Here is a 24,438-nt window from a genome sequence, read left to right as displayed (position 1 = left end):
ACAAAAAGTAGCCCTAATATTTTTTAAATATAGGGCTACTTATCAATTAACTTAACGTTTACTCAGCGGTTGCGGTAACTTTACTATTGCTTATCATTGCTTGTTGCTGAGATTGAATAGGTTTAATCACTTGTGGGTTAGAGTTACTCCACGGGATGTAGGCCTCTGTCAAAATATGGCCTGTAAGACTCGTTAAATCACTAGATTGAACCTCAGCATTGCCTTGACGACCATATAATACAACTTCATCACCCGCTTTGGCTTCTGGAATATCTGTTACATCAACCATAACAGTATTCATTGATACTCGACCAACCACTGGCGCTTTTTGTCCATTTACTAAAACAAAAGCTTTATTACTAAAACTACGACGGTAGCCATCCGAATAACCTACAGGCAAGTTTGCAAGTTTGGAGTCACGTGTCAACGTATAAGTTTGGTCATAACCTACAGTTGAACCTTTAAGGTAATTATTAACTGCAGCAATTTGTGTTTTAAATGCCATCATGCGTTTAAATTCAGGGTGATTAGGAAAATCTCCATAAATAATTGCGCCTGCACGGACCATATCTAAATGTGATTCAGGAACATTTACAGTAGCAAATGAATTTGCTGTATGTAATGTTAATTCTTTACGATTCAGTTTGGCTTTTTTAATTAACCATGCTGTTTGTTCATTAAATTGAGCTAGGCGCTCACGAACATATTTTTCATCTTCTACAGCATAATGGGTCATAATGCCGTCAATTTTAAGATTTGGAAGCTTAGTGATTGCAACAGCTTGTTCTTTACCTTGAGCTGTAGACATTTCAAGACCATTACGATCCATACCACCCGAATTTAAAGCCAAGCTATAATGAACAGTTGTATTGTTCGCTTCTGCCCATTTAGAGATACGGGCAGCCTGATCATAATTACCCAAAAGCTCTTCGATATTTAACGCATGTGCATTGATGATTTCACTATCAGTTGCTGTACGTAAACGTGTAATTTTGCCTTTATAGCCATGCTTACGCACCATCGCCGCTTCTGCATTACTGGTGATGCCAATACAAGACACATTTAATTTCATAACACTCGGCATAAGTAGGTCAATACTATGCCCATATGCATTTGCTTTCATGACTACACAAAGTTGTGTTTTGCCATTAAGTAATTGATTTGTCCTTTTAATATTATCTTCAAAAGCTTGAGTGTCAATTTCAACCCATGCATTTGCTGTAGGTGCAGGGCTGACTTCATTTGTGATATGAGACGTGAGTAAAGGTGCAGCATGGGCAAATTGTATGGAACCGAATACTACCAATGCACAGCTATAAGCGAGATGCGAAAAATTTGTTTTAAGTTTCATGAGTTTTTTAATCTTTCCTGGCTGAATATGATTTAACGCTGGGTGGATTTTTATGGTTAAGTACAGAGATATAATTAATTTAAAATGTCACACGATTTGGTCGTAATAATACTTTCTCCTTAAAATATTATAGTCAGTGTTAAGTAAAATTTAATTTTGCTTAAACTGTATTCATAAAATACAAATGTGATTTTAAATAATCTTAATTAAATCTAAATATACATTTGTGAAAAAAACAAGAAGAAAAATCATTATATTTTTTTGAATGTTATTTTTTTAATCTAATTATTGGTGATATTTTTAATAACAATTTTTAAAATATAACATTTGGTAAACAATTAACTTTATTGTTACAACGGATTTTTTATTTTTATTATTTATTGATTATGATTCTTTTATCATTCGGTAAAATATAAAAAATATATGGAGGTAAACATCCGAAACTTTGTTATATGGCATGTGAAGTATTAAAATTATTATACTTATCATATGCTTATATTTATTTATTGAAATTATTTAGAAATTTTTGGTTATAACATGACAAATTTTTAAGCATCTAATATCATATTTAATAGTTTTTAATTAATTAATTTAAATTTTATAAATGAAGTATTAATTAGATTGAATAAATGGTTGGGTGGTATTTAACCTTGGAGGTGTAGTTATGGTTTTGTTTAATAAATCGACGAATTGACCTTATCTTGTTTTTTTAATTAAATTTGTTGTTTGAAATTATGATTAAATTAAAATTTTATGTTTATTTTTAAATCAGTAAATTTTCTTAATATTTTAGTTTTTATTAAATGGGTGATTTTATATTGAGAGTTTTTAAATATAAGATGGTGTGTTTATTTTTTAAATTACTCAAGAAGATTTGGGTTTTTATTGATCATACTATTCTAATTCTACAAGGCAGTAATATAGGAGGGCGGATATTTAGTGTTAGGGCAAATCCTCAATTCCTGTGTAAGAGTCAGTACAAAATATGAATTTTTATCTTAAATAAGTGTCTCAATAAATATGATGTAATGATTAAGCTATGCCGTTTTCCTTGATAAACAGATGAGTCAAGAAAAGTTTTCCGAAGCCAGAGTATGCGTGCACGCACGATTTTTTATGGAAAAGTTGAATTGAAAAAAGCGGGGAATAGGACGCGTTTTGCTTAAAAGATCAGCATTAATAAAAGCTTTTGTCACATTTTTTCAGTATATTGCTATTAATTTCTTTATTTATAAATTCTAAGTTTGTATGGAACAGGACCAAGCTCGCATACCTAAATATATTCCTATTCGCGATGCGATTGCCCATGATATTGAATCGGGTGTATTAGAAGCCCACGCAAAACTCCCATCAGAAAGAGTGCTGTCTGAACAGTTCCAAACCACTCGTGTGGCTGCACGTGAAGCTTTACTGGCTTTGGAAACTGATGGCTTGATTTATCGTTTAGACCGCCGTGGTTGGTATGTTCGTTCTCCTCGCATTATTTATCACCCGCAATCGACAAAAAACTTTAACCAGTTTGTGATTGAACAAGGCTATGAACCTTCTACAGAAGTAATTTCGAGTGAACTTACGCAAGCTACTTCTTGGGATGCCAAGCATTTAAAAGTTGAAAAAGGGCATCCGATTTATTCAGTTTGGCGACGTCGTTGTATTAATGGACGACCTGTTTTGGTTGAGCATTTACGGGTGAATGCCGAACTTTTCCCTGAGTTTTTAACTCATGATCTCAAGCAATCCATTACTTTACTCATGGCAAATCAATATAACTGCCATATCACCAGAGCTGACATTAACCTCTATCCAACCGCTTTATCGGAACAACAGGCTAAAGCACTGCATGTGAATGTTGGCGCACTGGGTTTATATATTTGCCGTAGCAACAGAAATGAAGAAGGCGTAATTACCGATGTTGACCAAGAATATTGGCTACATGATGTTTTAGATTTGCACTTCGAAGCGCGAGCATAAAAATGAAATCTGGTTTAAACCAGATTAATTAAACTGTCATATAAAGCTGTTGAAATACCATCATCAAATAATTGCATTCGATGGTTTGCAGATGAAACAGTATGTTCAACAGACAATTAAACTCGGTACTGCATCAGTTTTAGGTGTAGTGGTCGCTATTCAAATGGGATGTTCATCAGCAACATCAAAACAATCAGAAGAAATTACAATCTATACGGCAGTGGAAGCCGATCAGCTTAAGCAATACCAAGAAGAATTACACAAAGCCTATCCTGAACTCAAAGTAAAATGGGTACGTGATTCAACAGGGGTGATCACCGCTAAACTTTTGGCAGAGCAGAAAAATCCTCAAGCGGATGTGGTTTTTGGTGTGGCTTTAACCAGCTTACTGGTCATGGAAAAGAAGGACATGCTTGAGCCTTTCAAACCAGAAGGCATCCAAAATTTAAAACCAGAATTTGTAAGTCAAAAATCTGTACCGACTTGGACGGGTATGGATGCATGGGAATCTGCAATTTGTGTCAATAAAGTCGAATTAGAAAAACGTAAGCTACCGATTCCAAAAACTTGGAAAGATTTAACCAACCCGATTTATAAAAACCTGATTGTGATGCCAAATCCAGCTTCAAGTGGCACAGGCTATTTAGATGTCACGGCTTGGATGCAAATTTGGGGTGAAAAGCAGGCTTGGGACTATATGCAGGCTTTAAATAAAAACATTTCGCAATATCCTCACTCTGGTTCAAAACCTTGCAAGATGGCGGCACAAGGCGAAATCCCAATTGGTGTTTCTTTCGGCTATCCGGCATTTAAATTAAAAGCAGAGGGTGCGCCTTTAGAAGTGGTTTATCCAACTGAAGGTTTAGGCTGGGAAATGGAAGCCTCAGCGATTGTGAAAGGAACGAAGAAGCTAAGTAGCGCACAGAAATTTATAAACTGGTCGGTAAGCAAAGCGGCAAATGAAGCCTATGCCCATAACTTTTCAATGGTAGCTTATAAAGACATTGAAAATACCACTATGGACTTCCCGAAAAATCTTCCTCAAATACTCGTAAAAAATGATTTTTATTGGGCGGCCGAGCAGCGCGAACATATTTTGGCTGAATGGTCAAAGCGTTTTGAAAAGTGATCTTTGGGATAAGGGCCTCATTATGCAAATACCTTCGTTATTGCAGTCATCGCTGCTAGGTCAAAACCAAAAGGGTGAGTTAGCAGGGCATTTACTGTCGTCATTAACGACCTATAAATATCCTGAACATGGTCCGTCGGTTTTAGAAGTGGTGAATATACAAAAAAAGTTCCAACACTTTCATGCCCTAACGCATATTAATTTAGACCTGAAAGCTGGCGAGTTCGTGAGCTTTTTGGGGCCTTCTGGATGCGGTAAAACCACTTTACTACGCATCATTGCGGGTCTAGAAAAACCTGATTATGGAAAGGTTATAAAAAAAGGCGCAGACATTACGTTGCTCAGTGCTGAAAAGCGTCACTGTGGTATTGTGTTTCAGAACTATGCGTTATTTCCAAACTTAAGCGTTGAAGAAAATATTGCGTTTGGCTTAGACAAAAAGAAATGGGATAAGGCACAGCGTAGTCAGCGAGTTCAGCAGTTATTAGAACTGATTGAATTACCCGATATTGCTAAAAAATATCCAAATCAATTGTCGGGCGGGCAGCAGCAACGTGTTGCGCTTGCTCGAGCAATTGCGCCAAATCCAGATATTTTACTATTGGACGAACCCTTGTCTGCACTCGATGCTCAGGTACGCCTAAACCTAAGACAAAAGATCCGTTCAATTCAATCTCAGCTTAATTTGCCAACCATTATGGTCACACACGATCAAGAAGAAGCATTAAGCATTTCTGACCGTGTGGTTGTCATGAATCATGGCGTCATTGAGCAGATTGATACGCCGCACAATATTTACTACAAGCCTCAAACCCAATTCGTTGCTAAGTTTATTGGTACGATGAACTTTTTGACAGCCACTTGTTCAGTAGTCAGTCAGCTCGAGGTTTTGGGTTTTATTCCCCTAAATTTGGAGCAGCAAAAACTTAAAGCTGGGCAAAGCTACATCATTGGTTTTAGACCCGAAGCTGTCGAGTTGGTTGATGATTTCGGTAGTGATAAAGAGTCTTTGTATTTGCCCGTTAAAGTATTAAGCACTGAATTTTTAGGTGCGAAACGTCGTTTGTTTTGTACTATTCATATCGATGGAATTGAGCAAGCAAAACATCTTTTACAAATTGAAAATACCAAGTTCAAATCTTTGCAAGAACTCATGTTTATAAAAGTGCCTAATCAGCTCATTCATGTTTTTGATGAACAAGGGTATGCACTATGTTAAATGAGACTGCTTCAGCGGTTTTAAAAACACAGCCGCGTCGAAAAACTGAATATTCATTAAGATCAAATATTGCTTTGGCTAGCGTTGCAATTGCTTTGACTTTAGCGATTATTGCTCCTTTAATGATGCTGTTTGAAACTGCATTTTTTGATGAAAATCAGAAGCTTGTTGGTCTTGAAAACTTCTATAATTATTTTGCAAGTCCAGCTTTACTCAGCTCTGTATTTAACTCGGTGTGGGTTGCTTGTGCTGCCACTGTCATTACAGTGTTTCTTGCCAGCATTTATGCTTTTGCACTTACCAATGTCAATATGAAAGGCAAAGGCTTCTTTAAAGTGGTCGCTTTTTTACCCATTTTAGCGCCGTCACTTTTGCCCTCTTTGGCATTGGTTTACTTGTTTGGTAAGCAAGGTGTATTAAAACCTTTACTGGGCGATATACAAATTTATGGCCCAATCGGTATTTTAATCAGTTATTGCTTTTGGCTATTTCCAGCAATTTTAATGTTGATGATGGTGTCTTTTCGCAGTGTTGATCAACGTTTAATTGAGGCATCTTTGTCGCTCGGCAAAAATATCTGGAAGACCCATTACCATGTCACGCTACCTGCAATTCGTTATGGACTCATCAGCGCAAGTCTGGTGGCCTTTATTTATGTTTTGACCGATTTCGGAATTCCGAAAGTCATTGGCGGTTCATTTAACATGATGGCGCTTGATGTCTATAAACAGATTATTGGTCAGCAAAACATGAGTATGGGTGCAGTAATTTCCATCTTGTTATTGCTACCAGCAGTGTTTGTATTCATTTTTGATCGAATACAAAGCAAACGCCATGCACGGTTTCAAGCCTTTCAGGCTAAACCTTATGTTTCAGCCCCGAATAAAAAACTTGAAGTCATTCTGAGCCTATTTTGTGGTTTGGTTTCAGGTGCAATTTTACTGATTATCTTTACGGCTGTGCTGGCGTCATTCATTCAGACTTGGCCTTATGATTTGTCTTTAACTTTAGCACATTACAGTTTTGAATATGTCGATGGTGGTGGTTGGACTGCATACTTCAACTCGGTTCGCATGGCCTTTTTTAGTACGGTTGTGGGCACGGCACTTATTTTTATGGTGGCACTGTTAACCGAACGTTTTAAAGTACATCCACTGATTAAAAATTATGTACAAGCTTTGGTTTTATTGCCACTCGCTGTGCCGGGGCTAGTTCTAGGTATTGCCTACATTTTGTTTTTTAACCAGCAAAACAACCCGTTAAATGTGCTGTATGGAACCATGACCATTTTGGTGATTTCAACCATTGTGCATTATTACACCGTGCCACATCTTACTTTAACCAACGCCATTAAACAGATTCCGCTACAACTCGATCAGGCAGCACAAACTCTAGGAACATCAAAATGGAAAACCTTTTGGAAAGTGTATTTGCCCATGTGTTTTCCAGCGCTGTGCGATGTATCGGTCTATATTTTTGTGAATGCCATGACCACTGTGTCGGCTGCGATTTTCCTCTATTCACCAGACACCAATTTAGCTGCGGTGGCAGTTTTAAATATGGATGATGCAGGCGATACGGTTGCTGCTGTTGCCATGAGCATTCTCATTTTAACCACCTCATGTGTTGTAAAACTTATTCATTGGTTATTTACCAGAAAAATTATGGCAAGAAGTCAGCAATGGCGTGAAAGTGCTCAATAAGTTTAGCTAAACACAATTTTTATTTAACCGACTGAAATGAAAATGCTTTGTTCAACAAAGCAAGGGTTTATTCATCCTAAATTTCGAAAATTGGAAGTCTTATGAATAACGCACAGTTTGATTTAATTGTTGTAGGAGCCGGTATTTTAGGTTTGTCCGCTGCCATACACGCGCAAGAACAAGGCTTAAAAGTTTGTATCTTCGAGAAAAATACTCAACCAGTGGGGGCAACTCGTCGTAATTTCGGCATGGTTGGAACATCAACCTTAACCCATCCTGAACAGCAGTGGCGAAAATACGCTCTTGAAACGCGTTCTTTTTATCAGCGTATTCAGGCTGAAACCGATATTTCCTTTGCTCAACGCCAAGGTATTTATCTCGCAAACACTGCACTTGAATGGCAGGTTTTAAAAGAGTTTGCCGAGCGTGCAAATCATTACCAAATTCCAGTTCATTTGCTAAAGCATGATGAACTGGTCACCCAATTTTCTTATTTAAATCCCGAACAGCAGTTTCAAGGCGGCTTGGTTTTTGAAGAAGATTATTCGGTCGAACCACATGTGATTGGGCAGCGACTGTTGGCATATGCCGAAAGTAAAGGTGTAAAGATTTATACCAATGCTTGTGTTGTTCAAACTCAATATCAACATAGAAGCTGTCACATTCGTTTAGCAAATGGCGAGGTACATCAGGCAAATAAAGTTTTGATCTGTCACGGTGAAATCATCGATGTTTTATATCCACATCTATTACAAAGCTTGAATCTGAAACGTTGTGGCTTACAAATGGCGCTGACTCAACCATTTCAACAAAAATTAAATGCTTCTCTTTATTCAGGCTTATCTATCTCTCGTTATCCAGCTTTTGAAATTTGCCCGAGTCATGCTGAGCTGGTTAGAGCATCACAGCAAGGGCTGATCAAAGAATTCGGCATTCATATTCTGATTAAACAAAACGAATTTGGCGAACTGATTGTAGGCGATAGCCACGAATATCATTCGATTAATGAAGCACCTCAGTTTGAGCAACGCGAAGAGATTAATGAGTTTATTCAAGCTTACTGCCACGAAAAATTAGGCCTGACTTTACCTCCAATTCAAAAACGTTGGAATGGTTATTACCTGACCCATGAACATGAGTTGGCCTGTGTTACTGAAGCTGAAAAAAACATTTTTCTGGTGAGTGCAATTGCTGGTAAAGGCATGACCACAGGAGCCGGATTTATGAAAGAAGTTTTAACACAAAATATTTATTAACTTGTAATCTGGTTTAAACCAGATTGATGTATATTGAAATGAACGCGAAAGAAATGAGTAACATTATGAAAATGCAACCCCAACTCGATATGGATTTAGAGAACAAGTATTTGCTTCTCACACCAGGCCCATTAACAACTTCGGCAACGGTACGCCGTGCCATGCAAAAAGACTGGTGTACTTGGGACCAAGAATACAACTCGCTGGTACAAGATATTCGTAATCGACTGGTAAAGTTGGCAACCAGCGAATCTGGAAAATATACAGCTGTGTTAATGCAAGGCAGTGGAAGTTTTGCCGTAGAGTCTGTACTTGGTTCAGCTATTCCGCGTGATGGCAAAATCTTGATCATTAATAACGGCGCATACGGTGCACGTATGGTGCAAATGGCGCATTGCTTAAATATTGAAGTGATCGAGCTGAACTATTTAGAAACCCAAACACCAGATTTACAAGAAATTGAACGTGTTTTAAAAGACAAAACTATTAGCCATGTTGCTTGTGTACACTGTGAAACCACCACAGGTATTTTAAATCCGATCCAAGAGATAGGCCGTTTAGTTAAAGCAGCAGGAAAAATCTGGATTGTGGATGCCATGAGTTCATTTGGCGGTGTGCCCATGGATATGGCAAAGCTTGAAATTGATTTCCTGATTTCAAGTGCAAATAAATGCATTCAAGGTGTTCCGGGCTTTGGCTTTATTTTGGCGAAACGTGATTGCTTAGAAGCGTGTAAAGGTTTGGCACGTTCGGTTAGTCTCAACTTGTATGACCAGTGGAACACGATGGAGCAGCATAACGGTAAATGGCGTTTTACCTCGCCAACCCATGTGGTACGTGCATTTTATCAAGCATTGCTTGAGCTTGAGACAGAGGGCGGAGTAGCTGCACGTTATCAACGTTATTTACAAAACCAGCAAACTTTATCTAAAGGTATGCAACAACTGGGCTTTGAGTTGGTACTCGGTGAAGAGTGCCCACAATCACCCATCATTACCACTTTTCTGTACCCGACAGCCGAAACATTTAGCTTCCAGTCATTTTATGAAACCCTGAAAAAATCAGGCTACGTAATTTATCCGGGCAAAGTCACAGATCTTAACTGCTTCCGTATTGGCAATATTGGCGAAGTTTATATACATGATATTGAAGGGCTTCTTGCTGCGATTGAGAGTTACTACAAAAGCCATCTAAATCAAGCGGTAACAGCATAACTTTTATTAAAATATTTGAATTAAAGGAAATACACCATGACGACCAACAATACACAAATTCAGGCTGTTGTTTTTGACTGGGCAGGGACAACTGTAGATTTTGGCTCACGCGCACCAATTTTGGCTTTTATGGCGTTATTCAAAGACAATAAAGTTGAAATTACGGTTGAAGAAGCGCGCGCGCCAATGGGTTTAGAAAAACGTGATCATATTGCTGCTGTTTTAAAAATGCCACGCGTAGCAGCTGCATGGCAGGAAGTTTATGGTCAAGCGGCAACAGAAGCAGATATTGACCGTTTATATAAAGACTTTATTCCTTATCAATTGAAATCAATTCCAACATGTTCTGCTTTAATTCCGGGTGCATTGGAAACGTTTGAAAATATTAAAAAGCGTGGTGCAAAAATTGGCAGTAACACAGGTTATGCATCCATGATGATTGGTCGTTTGGTTAAAGATGCTGCCGATCAGGGCTATCGACCGGACTGTATCGTTACGGTAAGTGATGTGAAATTTGGCCGTCCATATCCTGAAATGTTATGGAAGAACTTAATTCAACTCGATGTGTCTGACATCAAAACTGTTGTAAAAGTGGATGATACCGTGGTGGGCATTGATGAAGGTTTAAATGCCGGATGCTGGACAGTAGGACTTGCGATTAGTGGCAATGAAGTCGGTTTAAGCTATGAGGAGTGGAGCGCATTATCGGCTGATGAACAAATTGTGCTAAAAGATAAGGCGTACCAAAAAATGAATGCATCGGGTGCTCACTATGTGATTGATAGTGTCGCTGACTTACCAAATGTGCTCGATGATATTGAACGCCGTTTGGGGCAGGGTGAACGACCTTAAACAAATGCTTTTGTAAAAAGAACCTGCTATAAAGCAGGTTCTTTTGAAAGCTGGAAATGCCTTATTGGTAATTTTTAAATAAGAATATGTGTATTATAAAGTCTTTTATAATTAATTTATGAACTTCATAATTTATTTTTAGGTATTAATTAATCTTCTGGAGTATCTAATAAAATCTTAGGAATTAATTTTAGGACTCACTATTTAATATGTTGATTTTAATAGTTTAGCTAGACAGGGCATCTCGTCCTATAGTTAAAATTGCAATCGTTAAGAATAGAAGAGGTGGAACATAATCAAACCATGATGCTTTTTGTATAATAGATTTTAATTTGCGAGCCATTACACCTACAGTCATATTTACACAGATCCCACCAAAGTTAAATATTAAGCCATATAACAGGAAATGTAGCCAAGCTGGATGAGAATCCGAAGATATAAATTGTGGTAACAAGCTAACAAAGAAGAGACCAATCTTTGGATTAGACAAGTTAATTAACATACCTTTGCTAAATGAATAATAAGCTGATTCTATAGAATTTTGTGAAGGAACATTTGAGCTTTCAATCGATTTATGTTTGGGCCAAGCTACATAAGCTAGATATAGTAAATATAAAGCGCCAGTGAATTGAAGAATTTTATATAACAGAGGAATTTGTTGAAATATAAACATTAATCCAAATGCTGATAACAATACATAGAAAAAAACACCAAATTCAACACCTGCTGCTGCTTTTAATCCTGCTTTTATTCCATATTTTAATGATTGATTTAATACATAAAACATAGCAGGACCGGGTGCTAAATTAATCACTAATGCCGTTAGAACAAAAGATAAAAAACTATAATTCATTACTTGTTATTTCCATCAAGGTGTTTTTTAGAGTGCAGATTGGGAAATAGTTTATAATGCTTTAAAATATAATTTATTTCTATATATTTTTGATTGATTAATTGGTGTGTGGAGTTTGAGTAGTTTTAGAATTTTATTTTATTGTTGATACTAATTTAAATTTATCTAAACTTTATTTTAAATAATATTAATAAATTTAAATATTTTAAATTGAGCATAATAAAATAGTGGAATAAGTAATATCTAGCATTTTTCAAAATTAGCTATAACAGAAAAACGATTCCAAATTTGAATTTGTTCAGTAAGTTCTGTTGATTATTATTTATAGTAAAAAAATTTATGCCATATTTTCTACAACTATGGGTGAAATTGACATGCGAAATTTTACCTAGTGATTAAATTTGTAATTTTAGACTCATGAGTTTTTGGTAGGAAAAACCAGTTGAGCCAAAGAAATAGAGAGTTAACATAAGCATTAAAACGTGAATTTTCATCAAATATTGATGTTGGACAAGGACTAAGGAAAGAAAATCATGAATGCTTATTATCAATTACTGAATAGAACAATTGGTCCTCAAGGTGAAGTTATTGCTCATTATTGCTCAACTGTTCATGCACAAGGGGCATGGAACCCTCATGAACAGCATATGGCGCCTGCAAGTGGCGTGATCGCAGTAGAGTTAGAACAGTTTTCACCACGACAAGATATGCGAATTGGTCGAATTAGTTTTGATATTTTTGGATTGATTGCATTTGGTGAATTTACGATTAAAACACATGTGATTCGTGCCGGTAAAACGATTGAATTGATTGAAGCAGAACTACAAGCACAAGGTAAAACTTGTATAGTGGCTAGAGCATGGCGCATGTGCACTCAAGACAGTTCCGATATTGCTGGGCTTGAAGATCAACCAATTCATCATCCCGATACCTTTACCGAATGGACGGGCATGAAAAGATGGCCGGGTGGTTTTATCCAGACACTCGTCACTAAAACTGATGATCAGCATCGCGCAGGTAAAGGCATTGTTTGGCTCAATAACGATAACGAAATGGTTGAAGGGCAGCCGACGACAGATTTTGCCCATTTGATTGGCATGATAGATACAGCAAACGGGATTGTGCCAAGACAAGAAGGCGAATTTACGTGGGGCTTCCCAAATCTTGATTTGCAAGTTCACATGCACCGTTATCCGCAAGGTAAATGGTTAGGTCTGGAAACCGTTCAGCAATATGGCTCAGATGGTATTGGTTTAACCAGTGCGGTTTTACATGACGCGTATGGTCCATTTGGACGAAGTGAGCAGATTTTGACGTTACGTAAAATGACTAAATAAATTTTTGAGCCAATAAAAAAGTCATCCCTAAGGATGACTTTTTTATTTTGAGATTTAATTTTCAAGCAATTTCTTAGCTACGAACTTTAATCAGTGTTGGTGTAAGTTCATCCCAACGTTGTTTTGCAGCATCCATTGCTTTCATTTTGATGTACCCATAACCACGAACTTCTGCTGGTAATTTTGCAATTTGTTCAGCAACTGCCAAGTTATGATTGTCTGGTGCCTCAACAAGTGCTTCAACAAATGCGATGTAACGGTCACGCCAAGCTTGTTCGTGTTGACGTTCTTCTTGACGCGCAAATGGGTCAAGGAAAGTTTCACGAAGCCATTGTAAGCGCGCAAGCATCATCATTGGGAAGCGCATCCAGTAACCAAACGCACGTTTACGAACATTTTTCAGACCACCAAGTAACGCTGGTGGAGCAAGATGATAAGTTAAACGTAAGCCTTTACCGAATTGGGTTTCAATCGATTCTTTGAAGCTTTTACCTGTTAGTAGACGAGCAACTTCATATTCATCTTTATAAGCCATGACTCTATAAAGCTGAGTTGCAATGGTACCCGTTAATTCTTCTGGTAACTTTTTAGCTGCCAATTCTACAAGTGTGCGGTATTTAGCTGCATAAGCTTCATTCCAGTAGTCTGTTAAACGAGCAGAACGATCTTCAACAAGTTCAGCCAAAGTTTGCGGAGTTTTGGTTTTTGGCATTGCCGCAACTAAGCGTGCAGCTAAAGTTGGGTCACTTGCAAGATGACAACCCACACGGAAAGCTTCGAGGTTCTTTTCAACAGCAGTACCATTTAAACGAATTGCTTTTTCAATGCTTTCACGTAATAACGGAATACGACCAGATTGCCATGCCATACCGAGTAATAACTGGTTGGTATAGATTGAATCACCTAAGAGCTGAGTTGCAATTCGAGCTGCTGGCAGAGAAACCAGTTGACCTTGACGAACACGACCACGAAGACGATCAATTAAATCACTAATAGGTGCATACCAGTCACGAGATTTAATAAACTCAGAAGTAGGGGTGCTGTCTTCATTCACAATAACTAAGGCATCATCTTTTAAGCGAGATAGAGCAGCGCTACCACCAGCCACTACCGCATCTGCACCAATCAATAATTCACATTGGCCTGCCGGAATTTTGGTAGAAGAAATTTGCTCATCACTTGCTGCAAGTTGAACGTATGAATAAACCGTACCACCTTTTTGGGCAAGTCCAGCCATGTCCATAACACGTGTAGCTTTACCTTCTAGGTGAGCTGCCATACCAAGGAGTGCACCAATAGTCACAACACCTGTACCACCAATACCGCCAACCATAATACGACTTGGAACGTCATATAATTGAGGGATGACAGGTGAAGTAGGCCAGCCTGCACCAATACCTTCAAATTTAGCAGGTCGTTTCATGTCACGTGTATGAACGGTCACGAAACTAGGGCAGAACCCTTCAGCACAAGTGAAGTCTTTGTTACAGCTACTTTGGTTAATTTGACGTTTAGTACCTAAAGCTGTTTCTACAGGTTCAATAGATAAACAGTTTGATTTTTTCGAACAGTCGCCACAGCCTTCACAGATATCACTGTTAATGTATAAACGCTCAGCAGGGTCAGGGTAGGCATTACGTTTACGGCGACGGCGTTTTTCACTGGCACAGGTTTGTACATAAATTAAAGCGGTTACACCTGAAACTTCACGAAGCTCGCGTTGAACTGCATCGAGCTCATTACGGTGGCGAATTTCGACACCCGGTGCAATGCCATCTTCTTCGTTTAATAGTTTAACTTCATCAGTGACAATAACTTGTTTTTTAATACCTTCCGCAGCGAGCTGGCGAGTTAACTGTGCAACGCTCAAATGACCGTCTACATGCTGACCACCTGTCATAGCGACCGCATCGTTGTAGAGGATTTTGTAGGTAATATTGGTTTTTGCAGCGATAGACTGACGGATTGCTAAGTAACCTGAGTGGAAGTAAGTTCCGTCACCAAGGTTCGCAAAAATATGTTTTTCATTGGTAAATGGTGATGCACCCACCCAACTTACACCTTCACCGCCCATTTGAGAGAACGTTTCAGTACCACGGTCAAGTGAAACGGCAATATAGTGACAACCAATACCGCCTAGTGCACGGCTACCTTCAGGAACGACTGTTGAAGAGTTATGTGGGCAACCACTACAGAAATACGGTTTACGCTCAGCAAGATCAATAACACGTTTCGATTCTTGCTCTGCTTTTAGCAGTAAGTCGATTCTGCTTTGGATTTGTGTTTTTAAGCTTTCTGGAATATCGAGTTTTAAGAAGCGAGCAGCCAGCATTTTTGCAATCGGTTCAGGCTGATACTCATAGTGACCAATGAGCGGTGCTTCTTCAATAGAAGTACTCCATTCGCCTTTGCCATCAGTTGCTTTACCAATCACATGTGGGCGTTTGCCATCAGGCAGTGAGTACAGCTCATCTTTAATTTGTGTTTCAATAATTGGACGTTTTTCTTCAATAACGATCAGTTCTTGCAAACCTTCGGCAAACTCACGAACGCCTTGAGGTTCTAACGGCCAAATCAGACCAACTTGATAAACACGTAGCCCAAGCTGCTGAGCAGTTTCATCTTCAATGCCTAAAATGCGTAAGGCTTCAATGGTATCTAAATAACCTTTACCACTTGCGGCAATACCAATACGGGCATTTTCACAAGGCCATGTAACGGTATTGATTTTGTTCGCGCGGGCATAGGCCAAAACAGCAGGTAAGCGATATTTATAAAGACGTTCTTCTTGCTGAATGCCGTGATCTGGCCAACGAATATTGACGCCGCCCTCTGGGAAATTGACATCTTCCGGTATAACTGGAGTGACACGGTCTAGGTCAACATGAACTGAAGCAGAAGTTTCTACAATTTCACTCACCAGCTTCATTGAAGACCAAAGGCCAGAAAAACGTGAAACTGCAATGGCGTGAACACCAAAGTCTAAAATTTGTTGAACGGATGTTGGGTAGAAAATTGGAATACCGCAACCAATCATGACATGTTCAGACTGGTGAGGGATTGTAGAAGATTTACATGAGTGGTCATCACCAAATAAAGCAACGACACCACCACGTTCAGAGGTACCAGCTAAGTTCGCATGGCGGAGTACGTCGCCTGAACGGTCAACGCCCGGGCCTTTACCATACCACCATGAAGACACTCCATCATATTTGCCTTGGCCTGAAAGGTTAACTTGTTGCGTACCCCAAATTGCGGTAGCAGCCAAGTCTTCGTTTACACCAGGTTGAAATACAACATTATGGGATTTAAGTAATCCTTGAACTTGCCAAAGGAAACTATCATAGTTACCAACAGGAGAACCGCGATAACCAGAAATAAAACCAGCAGTATGATAACCATTAATCGCGTCACGGCGAGTTTGGGCAAGAGGCAACCGAACAAGTGCCTGAATGCCAGTCATATATGCTGTACCGTTATCACTTACATATTTATCTTCAAGTGACACATCCTTTGTTGCAATAATATTTGGAGTGACTTTTGTAGCTATATTCATTTATATCTCCTTAGAATTTTTAGTAGCTCGGACTACTTTCTTTTTTCAACATCCAGTTGAATATTTGGAGCAAGTGACATACGAAATAAAAAAAGATCGGTTCCGCTTCTTAAAAAGAATTAGTGCCAATGTATGTACATTTAGTCATTGTGGTTGAACTAAACTGGTGCAACAATCCGTAATTTAGGAAAACATATTTACGTTATGCGCAAAAATCTCGATGGTGGACTATTGCATGCAATGCATGCATTCCTGAAAGTGATTGATAGCGGGAGTTTCACAGCAGCAGCTGAGCAGATGGATCTGACCACAGCACAGGTTTCACGTCTTATCAGCGAGCTAGAAACACGCTTAGGTACAAAATTAATACAACGCTCCACGCGCCAGCAGGCACTGACCGATATTGGTGCGACTTATGCAGAGCGCTGTCGCCAAGTCATTTCAATGGTAGATGAAGCAGAATCAGAAGTCACAGGAACGGCATCTAAACCCAAAGGCCGTTTACGTGTATTAAGCATGGGAAGCTTTGGGCATCATTATGTTTTTCCAGTGATGGCCGAATTTTGTAAGCATTATCCTGAACTAACCGTGGAATATACGACCTCACAATACGTTCCAGACTTGTTGGCAAAAGGGGTCGATGTCAGCCTGTATCTGACCGAATCCTTAACAGACTCTCGGTTTGTTGCACGCAGAATTGGCACTATTTTTTCTGTTTTATGTGCATCACCTGCTTACCTCGAAAAACATGGTGTGCCTAAGTCCCCAGAAGACTTAAAAAACCATGCCTGTTTACGCTTGGTAAACCCATCGATTACACCAGATTGGCACTTGTTAAATGCAAAGGGTGAGTCTTACCAAATTGATACTGGCGGGCAACTCATTGCAGATAACCCTGAGTTATTATTAGATGTGGTGCAACAAGATATGGGCGTGGCATTATTGCCGATGTTTTCGGCTTTAGATGCAGTTCAGAATGGAAGATTATGTCATATCTTGCCAGAGTGGCGTTCGCCCGATATAGGAGTTTATACCTTATTGCCTTCACGTCATTTTATTGATGCTAAAACACGTGCATGGTTAGATTGGGTGGAAGAACATATTTCTCCAAGAATTGAAATGGATGCTTCTTATTTTTATAAATAATCAGATAAATTTTTAAGGACTACAATTGAAAAAGGATAATACGGATTTAGAACAAAAATAGGGTAGAGAATGCTTCTGTTCAGAGAGGCATTTAATACAGAGATAAATGATAAATTTTAAAAAAATTGCATGAGGGATTTAGTCCCAATTCCTGAACGAAATGAGATAAAAAATTAGACGCGATAATCTGGTAATCGGCCTAATATTAAGCTTTATACCAGATGCTGAGCTATTTTATTTATTACTATGCGTACATGGTTTGCCAATAAGCATTTGCATAATTCGACAAACTTTTTCGGTTTAATACATTGCTAATATTTTGGCTGGCTTGCATCAGTTTTTCTAAGTCAATACCAGTTTCAAACCCCATGTGCGACAGCAAATAAAACAGATCTTCGGTCGATACATTACCCGAAGCACCTTTGGCATAAGGGCAACCACCGAGTCCTGCAAGAGACGAGTCAAAAACACGAATGCCTTGCTGTAAAGACTGATAAATATTGGCAATCGCCATGCCATAGGTATTGTGGAAATGCCCAGCCAAAACCTTGCTGTCGAGTTCAGCGAGGCATGCTTGCCAAACCTTTTGAACGCGATCTGGTGTAGCCGTACCAATGGTTTCACCTAAAGACACTTCATAGCAGCCCATGTCATAGAGTCGTTTAACAACTTTTACCACTTGCTCAGGGGCAATTGCGCCTTCATATGGACAATCGACAATACAGGAGACATAACCACGCACACGGATGTTATGTGCTTTTGCTGCACTCATGACATCGCTAAATTTTTCAAAGCTCTCATCGATTGAGCAGTTAATATTTTTACGGGTAAAGCTTTCAGAAGCTGCGGTAAACACCGCAACCTCTTTGCATCCTACCGCTTGAGCAGTTTCAAAACCTTTGATATTGGGAGTGAGTAGGCTAAATTGCACATCGGTTGTTTGGGGTAACAGCTTAAATAGCTCGTCACTTTGAGCCATTTGCGGCACCCATTTTGCCGAAACGCATGAACCGACTTCAATCGATTTCAGACCTGCATTAATCAGGTCATTAATAAAGTTTAAGCGTTGTTCGACAGTCAAAGCCTGCTTTTCATTTTGGAGGCCGTCTCTGGGACCGACCTCCACGATTTTGACAAACTCACTCATGCAACTTCCTCCTGCGCAGGCTGAAATTCCACAAGCTCGTCGCCAGCTTTGACTTGATCACCGACTTGGAAATAGGAGTCTACAATCAAGCCGTCTTTAGGGGCACGAATGGTATATTCCATTTTCATGGCTTCAAGTGTCATTAAAATATCGTCTTTCTTCACGCTATGATTTGCGCTCACCAGTACTTGTGTGACCACACCTGGCATTGGTGCTTTTAGGTGGCCTTCATCGGCTTGGCTATCTGCTTGATTAAAGTCTTGGCGAATATAAGCAAACTTATAGCTTTGTCCATTTTGGAATAAGGTAATGCCTTGCTGACTTTGGTTAAAAGACAGTTTTTGCTTAGTCCCTGCAATTTGAACAGAGGCCGTATGCGCATCAATCAATTGTCCAGAAATCGGGTAGCTTTGACCGTTATATTCTGCGGTGAAACCATCTTCATTTGAGGCAAATTTGATTTGGATGTTTTGGTTTAAATAGTTCAGTTTAATACTGTGCTGATAAGCAATATTTAAACGCCAAAGTGGTTGAGCCTGCCAAAGCTGTTTTTGGCTTGAACTGTTGTTATTAAGTTTGCTTAGAAACTCAATAAATGCCGCTGCTACCACAAGTTCTGGTTTGATTTCTTCAGGGCTAAACAAGAAGTTTTGTTCACGCTGAATCAAATTGGTATCAAGCTTAGCTTGTTTAAAAGACTCACTGCGTACAATTTTTTCAAGAAAAGCAATGTTATTGCCTAAGCCATCCACATGGAATTGGCTCAAAGCATGCTGCATTTGAATGAGTGCAGCTTCACGGTTTTTACCCCATACGATGAGTTTGGCAATCATTGGATCGTAATAGGTCGTGATTTCATCGCCTTCAACAATACCGCTGTCTACACGTACATATTGGTTTTGGGTTGGGTAGTGTAGATAGTCAATTTTACCGATTGCAGGTAAAAAGCCTTTTTCTGGTTCTTCGGCGTAGATCCGTGCTTCGAGCGCATGGCCGTGAATTTGCAATTCGTTTTGTAGTTTAGGTAAAGGTTCACCATAAGCCACACGAAGTTGCCATTCAACCAAGTCTTCACCTGTAATCATTTCAGTGACAGGGTGTTCGACTTGTAGGCGGGTATTCATTTCCATGAAATACGCCGTACCATCTTGTTCCACAATAAACTCGACCGTACCGGCACCGACATAGTGTACTGCACGTGCAGCATCAATTGCAGCTTGGCGCATTGCATCAAGCTTCTCGCTTGGCATTTGTGGTGCAGGGGCTTCTTCTAGCACTTTTTGGTGACGGCGTTGTACAGAACAGTCGCGTTCAAACAAATGCACATAGTTGCCATGTGTATCGCCAAACACTTGAACTTCAATATGGCGCGGTTGAATCACATAACGCTCAATCAACACATCATCATTACCAAAGCTCGATTTAGCTTCACGTTTACAAGAGGCTAAGGCATGCAAAAAGTCTTCACTGCGTTCAACCAGACTCATGCCTTTACCACCGCCGCCCGCACTTGCTTTAATTAAAACAGGATAGCCAATTCGGTCTGCCTGTTGTTTTAAAAAGTCGGCATCTTGGTTGGTTCCGTGATAACCCGGTGTTAAAGGGACACCAGCTTTTTCCATTAAAGCTTTCGAGGTCGCTTTTAAGCCCATCGCTAAAATGGCATCGACTGGTGGGCCAATAAAGCAAATGTTGTGTTGTTGGCAAGCGAGTGCAAACTGGTCATTTTCAGAAAGGAATCCGTAGCCTGGGTGAACCGCTTGGCTACCTGTATCAATCGCTGCTTGAATAATACGATCAACCTGTAAATAACTTTGCGTTGCAGGGGACTGACCAATATAAACCGCTTCATCTGCAAGTTTGACATGCTGTGCATTTGCGTCTGCATCTGAGTAAACGGCAACCGTTGCAATACCTAATTTTTTAGCTGTACGAATTACACGGCAGGCAATTTCGCCACGGTTCGCAATTAAAATCTTTTCAAACATGATGATCGTCCTTAATTGTTGTTATTCGAGTTAGAAACCCAAGCAGGCTGCTGCTTATTTAAAAAAGCACTCAGACCTTCTTTTGCCTCGCTACCTTGACGAACTTGAGCAATATGATGTGCTGTCTGTTGCAGCAAGTCATTGCTCATGGTCTGGTTGCTCACCATTTGAATGAGTTGTTTTGAGGCCGCTTGAGCATGCGGGCCACCGAGTAATAGAGCATCAATAATTTCTTGAACTTTTTTATCTAAGTCTTCGGCATCTGCCACTTCGTGGGCCAAGCCAATCTGTTTGGCATCACGTGCAGAAATTCGCTCGGCAGTTAAGAAGTAACGAGAGGCTTGTCTTGCGCCAATTGCACGAATCACATATGGGCTAATGGTAGATGGAGCAAGCCCTAAACGAACCTCAGAAGTTGCAAACTTGGCATCCGTGCTGGCAATGCAAATATCACATGCTGACGCTAAACCCATACCGCCACCAAAGGCAATCCCATGCACGCGGGCAATAGTCGGTTGTTTTAGCGTTGCAAGTGCATCAAGCATTTGTGCAAGTTTTAATGCATCTGCTTCATTTTCTGCTGAAGATGCCTGACCTGCCTGTTTCATCCAATTGAGGTCGGCACCTGCCGAAAAGCTTTTGCCGCGACCAGCTAAAACCACAACACGAATGTCATCACGTGTATGGATTTGTTTAAAGCATGCATGTAGTTCGTCAATGACTGTCGTATTAAAAGCATTATGTAATTCAGGGCGGTTCAGCCAAACATAGGCAACTTGGCCTTGTTGTTCGAGTTGTAAAAATTGATAGCTCATATACACCTCTTACATGCGGAACACGCCAAATTTGGTCGGCTGGATTGGGGCATTCATGGCCGCAGCCAAACTTAAACCAAGTACTTGGCGAGTTTGCGCTGGATCGATTACACCGTCATCCCAAAGGCGGGCAGAAGCATAGTACGGATGGCCTTGGCGCTCGTATTGTTCACGAATTGGTTGTTTGAATTCGTCTTCTTGTTGCGCTGACCACTCTGCACCTTTTTGCTCAATCTGATCACGTTTTAAAGTCGAAAGTACGCTTGCAGCTTGTTCACCGCCCATGACTGAAATACGAGAGTTTGGCCAAGTCCATAAAAAGCGTGGTGAATAAGCGCGGCCACACATACCATAGTTACCTGCACCAAACGAACCACCAATAATCAAGGTAAGTTTAGGTACATTTGCGGTGGCAACTGCCATAACCAATTTGGCGCCGTTTTTAGCAATTCCTTCATTTTCATACTGGCGGCCAACCATAAAACCCGTAATGTTTTGTAGGAATAACAATGGAATATTGCGCTGTGTGCATAGCTCAATAAAATGCGCGCCTTTTTGTGCGGACTCGGAAAATAAAATTCCGTTATTGGCAATAATGCCGACTGGCATACCATAGAGTGAAGAGAAACCGGTAATGAGTGTTGAACCAAAGCGTGCTTTAAACTCATCAAAACGCGAGCCGTCTACAATACGGGCAATCACTTCACGAACATCAAAAGGTTTACGTGCATCACTTGGAACCACACCATAGAGTTCCGATGCATCAAACAATGGTTCATCGACTTGTTTATTTAGGTCGTTTGGCTTTTTATTAAGGTTAGCGACAATGTTTCGTGCAATCGCAATCGCATGTTCATCATTTTCAGCTAAATGGTCAGCTACACCCGAAAGCCGTGTGTGTACATCACCACCGCCTAAATCTTCACTGCTTACCACTTCACCAGTCGCAGCTTTTACAAGAGGAGGTCCACCTAAGAAAATCGTACCTTGATTACGGACAATAATGGTTTCATCAGACATGGCAGGTACATATGCACCACCTGCGGTACAGCTTCCCATTACCACAGCTATTTGGGCAATACCTAGGCTCGACATGCGTGCCTGATTATAGAAAATACGCCCGAAGTGATCGCGGTCTGGGAAAACCTCATCTTGCATTGGCAAATAGGCACCGCCTGAGTCCACCAAATAAATACAAGGCAAGTGATTTTGTTCGGCAATTTCTTGTGCGCGTAAATGCTTTTTAACCGTAAGGGGATAATACGTTCCACCCTTAACCGTTGCATCGTTGGCAACGATCATGCAAGTGATGCCGTTGACCTGACCAATACCCGCAATCACACCCGCAGCAGGAACATCATCTTCATAAACGTTGTACGCTGCCAATTGACCAATTTCTAAAAATGCCGTGCCGACATCAATCAGTTGATCAATACGTTCACGGGGTAAAAGTTTGCCTCGAGCCAAATGTTTTTGACGGGCATTTTCACCACCACCTAAAGCAATACGCTGGGCAACTTGTTTGAGATCTGTGACCAATGTTTGCATGGCTTGCTGGTTTGTTTTGAAGTCTTCGCTTCGAACATTAATCTTGCTTTGTAATTGGTTCATAAGATGCGTCCTTATTTATAATTATTATTTGGTTTCATTAAAAAGTTCGCGGCCAATCAGCATGCGGCGAATTTCAGAAGTTCCTGCACCAATTTCATAAAGTTTTGCATCGCGCCATAAACGGCCAGCAGGGAATTCATTGATATAACCATTACCGCCTAAAGTTTGGATTGCTTCACCAGCCATCCATGTTGCTTTTTCGGCAGCATATAAAATGGCACTTGCCGCATCTTTACGTAGACTACGGTCATGATCAGCTTTATCACATGCAGCACCAACAGCATAAACGAGTGCTTTACATGCCAACCAAGCTGAATACATATCGGCAAGTTTGCCTTGCATAAGTTGGAATTCACCTAAAGCTTGGCCAAACTGTTCGCGTTGATGCAAGTATGGAATTACTACATCCAGACAGGCATCCATAATGCCTAAAGGGCCAGCACTTAAAACTGCACGTTCATAGTCCAAACCACTCATCAGTACTTTTGTACCGTTACCCACGCCGCCGAGTACGTTTTCAGCAGGTACTTCTACATTGTCAAAGAACAGAGGGTAAGTGTTAGAGCCACGCATACCGAGTTTGTCTAAATGGTTACCGTGACTAAAGCCTTTCATGCTTTTTTCAATCAAGAATGCGGTCATGCCTTTCGCGCCAGCTTGCGGATCAGTTTTAGCGTAAACCACGAGTACATCTGCATCACCGCCGTTGGTGATCCACATTTTTGAACCATTTAAAACGAAGTGATCACCTTTTTGCTCTGCACGTAATTTCATGCTAACGACATCAGAACCCGCATTGGGTTCAGACATCGCAAGGGCACCAACATATTCACCGGAAATCAATTTTGGTAAATATTTCTGTTTTTGCTGCTCGTTACCGTTACGGTTAATTTGGTTTACACATAAATTAGAATGAGCACCGTAAGACAAACCAATGGCTGCCGAAGCACGAGAAATTTCTTGCATGGCAATAATATGAGCTAAATAACCCATATTGGCACCGCCATATTCTTCAGAAACCGTCATGCCTAAAAGGCCCATATCTCCGAATTTTTTCCAGAGATGTGCAGGGAATTTGTTGTCTTGATCAACTTGTTGAGCAATTGGTGCAATTTCCTTTGCACAAAAAGCGGCTACCGAATCTTGAAGCGCAATTAAAGTTTCATCTAGACCGAAATTCAAGCTGCGTAGGTTCATGATATTTTCATCCTATTGGTTATATTTGTTGTCCATAAAATATTTTGTGGGTATTTGATAATTACCATACAATGTTTTTTTAAAAAAGTGAAT

At 40.0% G+C, this 24,438-nt stretch carries 17 protein-coding genes; 9 read left to right on the top strand and 8 right to left on the bottom strand.

Annotated elements, in window-relative coordinates; genetic code table 11:
• Positions 1-58: 58 nt before the first annotated feature.
• Entirely contained in the window at positions 59-1,351 is a 1,293-nt protein-coding gene (gene alr, locus ABFY81_RS03530; RefSeq protein ID WP_347913044.1) for an alanine racemase, read from the bottom strand.
• Positions 1,352-2,599: 1,248 nt separating this feature from the next.
• Between alr and ABFY81_RS03525 the strand changes: the two genes are divergently transcribed.
• From ABFY81_RS03525 to phnX, 7 genes are all read left to right on the top strand, one after another.
• A complete protein-coding gene (locus ABFY81_RS03525; protein WP_000434318.1) occupies positions 2,600-3,322 on the top strand; it encodes a UTRA domain-containing protein in 723 nt (240 codons plus the stop codon).
• Positions 3,323-3,413: 91 nt separating this feature from the next.
• Positions 3,414-4,451: a putative 2-aminoethylphosphonate ABC transporter substrate-binding protein gene (locus ABFY81_RS03520; protein ID WP_347913043.1), complete on the top strand. Its 1,038-nt coding sequence runs from the start codon at positions 3,414-3,416 to the stop codon at positions 4,449-4,451.
• A gap of 22 nt (positions 4,452-4,473) precedes the next feature.
• Positions 4,474-5,670, top strand: a complete 1,197-nt coding sequence (locus ABFY81_RS03515) for an ATP-binding cassette domain-containing protein (protein WP_347913042.1) — start codon at positions 4,474-4,476, stop codon at positions 5,668-5,670.
• A complete protein-coding gene (locus ABFY81_RS03510; RefSeq protein ID WP_347913041.1) occupies positions 5,664-7,373 on the top strand; it encodes a putative 2-aminoethylphosphonate ABC transporter permease subunit in 1,710 nt (569 codons plus the stop codon). The genes ABFY81_RS03515 and ABFY81_RS03510 overlap by 7 nt, the downstream gene beginning before the upstream one ends.
• A 101-nt stretch (positions 7,374-7,474) precedes the next feature.
• Complete coding sequence (locus ABFY81_RS03505) at positions 7,475-8,629, top strand: TIGR03364 family FAD-dependent oxidoreductase (protein WP_347913040.1); 1,155 nt, start codon at positions 7,475-7,477, stop codon at positions 8,627-8,629.
• Positions 8,630-8,655: 26 nt separating this feature from the next.
• Complete coding sequence (gene phnW, locus ABFY81_RS03500; protein ID WP_347913415.1) at positions 8,656-9,843, top strand: 2-aminoethylphosphonate--pyruvate transaminase; 1,188 nt, start codon at positions 8,656-8,658, stop codon at positions 9,841-9,843.
• 36 nt (positions 9,844-9,879) lie between these two features.
• Positions 9,880-10,695, top strand: a complete 816-nt coding sequence (gene phnX / locus ABFY81_RS03495) for a phosphonoacetaldehyde hydrolase (RefSeq protein ID WP_347913039.1) — start codon at positions 9,880-9,882, stop codon at positions 10,693-10,695.
• A 226-nt stretch (positions 10,696-10,921) separates the two neighbouring features.
• On the opposite strand, the gene ABFY81_RS03490 is transcribed toward phnX, so the two are convergent.
• On the bottom strand, positions 10,922-11,548 hold the full coding sequence (locus ABFY81_RS03490; RefSeq protein ID WP_347913038.1) for a LysE family translocator: 627 nt from the start codon (positions 11,546-11,548) through the stop codon (positions 10,922-10,924).
• Positions 11,549-12,081: 533 nt separating this feature from the next.
• Here ABFY81_RS03490 and ABFY81_RS03485 point away from each other — a divergent pair.
• Entirely contained in the window at positions 12,082-12,885 is an 804-nt protein-coding gene (locus ABFY81_RS03485; RefSeq protein ID WP_347913037.1) for a thioesterase family protein, read from the top strand.
• A 73-nt stretch (positions 12,886-12,958) separates the two neighbouring features.
• On the opposite strand, the gene ABFY81_RS03480 is transcribed toward ABFY81_RS03485, so the two are convergent.
• Positions 12,959-16,441, bottom strand: a complete 3,483-nt coding sequence (locus ABFY81_RS03480) for an indolepyruvate ferredoxin oxidoreductase family protein (RefSeq protein WP_347913036.1) — start codon at positions 16,439-16,441, stop codon at positions 12,959-12,961.
• A gap of 204 nt (positions 16,442-16,645) precedes the next feature.
• Between ABFY81_RS03480 and ABFY81_RS03475 the strand changes: the two genes are divergently transcribed.
• Positions 16,646-17,587 (top strand): LysR family transcriptional regulator, encoded by a 942-nt coding sequence (locus ABFY81_RS03475; protein ID WP_057085100.1) that lies wholly within the window; start codon positions 16,646-16,648, stop codon positions 17,585-17,587.
• Positions 17,588-17,831: 244 nt separating this feature from the next.
• On the opposite strand, the gene ABFY81_RS03470 is transcribed toward ABFY81_RS03475, so the two are convergent.
• The 5 genes from ABFY81_RS03470 to ABFY81_RS03450 are packed head-to-tail and all read right to left on the bottom strand — an operon-like array spanning position 17,832 to position 24,345.
• Positions 17,832-18,734, bottom strand: a complete 903-nt coding sequence (locus ABFY81_RS03470) for a hydroxymethylglutaryl-CoA lyase (protein WP_347913035.1) — start codon at positions 18,732-18,734, stop codon at positions 17,832-17,834.
• Positions 18,731-20,722, bottom strand: coding sequence for an acetyl/propionyl/methylcrotonyl-CoA carboxylase subunit alpha (locus ABFY81_RS03465; protein ID WP_347913034.1), 1,992 nt, complete (start codon positions 20,720-20,722; stop codon positions 18,731-18,733). The genes ABFY81_RS03470 and ABFY81_RS03465 overlap by 4 nt, the downstream gene beginning before the upstream one ends.
• Before the next feature lie 11 nt (positions 20,723-20,733).
• A complete protein-coding gene (locus ABFY81_RS03460) occupies positions 20,734-21,537 on the bottom strand; it encodes an enoyl-CoA hydratase/isomerase family protein (protein WP_347913033.1) in 804 nt (267 codons plus the stop codon).
• A gap of 9 nt (positions 21,538-21,546) precedes the next feature.
• Positions 21,547-23,148 carry a carboxyl transferase domain-containing protein gene (locus ABFY81_RS03455; protein ID WP_347913032.1) on the bottom strand — a complete coding sequence of 534 codons (1,602 nt, stop codon included), beginning with the start codon at positions 23,146-23,148 and terminating at the stop codon, positions 21,547-21,549.
• Positions 23,149-23,172: 24 nt separating this feature from the next.
• Complete coding sequence (locus ABFY81_RS03450; protein ID WP_347913031.1) at positions 23,173-24,345, bottom strand: isovaleryl-CoA dehydrogenase; 1,173 nt, start codon at positions 24,343-24,345, stop codon at positions 23,173-23,175.
• Positions 24,346-24,438: the final 93 nt, after the last annotated feature.

This window comes from Acinetobacter sp. WA-87 (assembly GCF_039938935.1).
GTDB lineage: Bacteria > Pseudomonadota > Gammaproteobacteria > Pseudomonadales > Moraxellaceae > Acinetobacter > Acinetobacter seifertii.
This window is presented reverse-complemented; position numbering and strand designations above follow the sequence as displayed.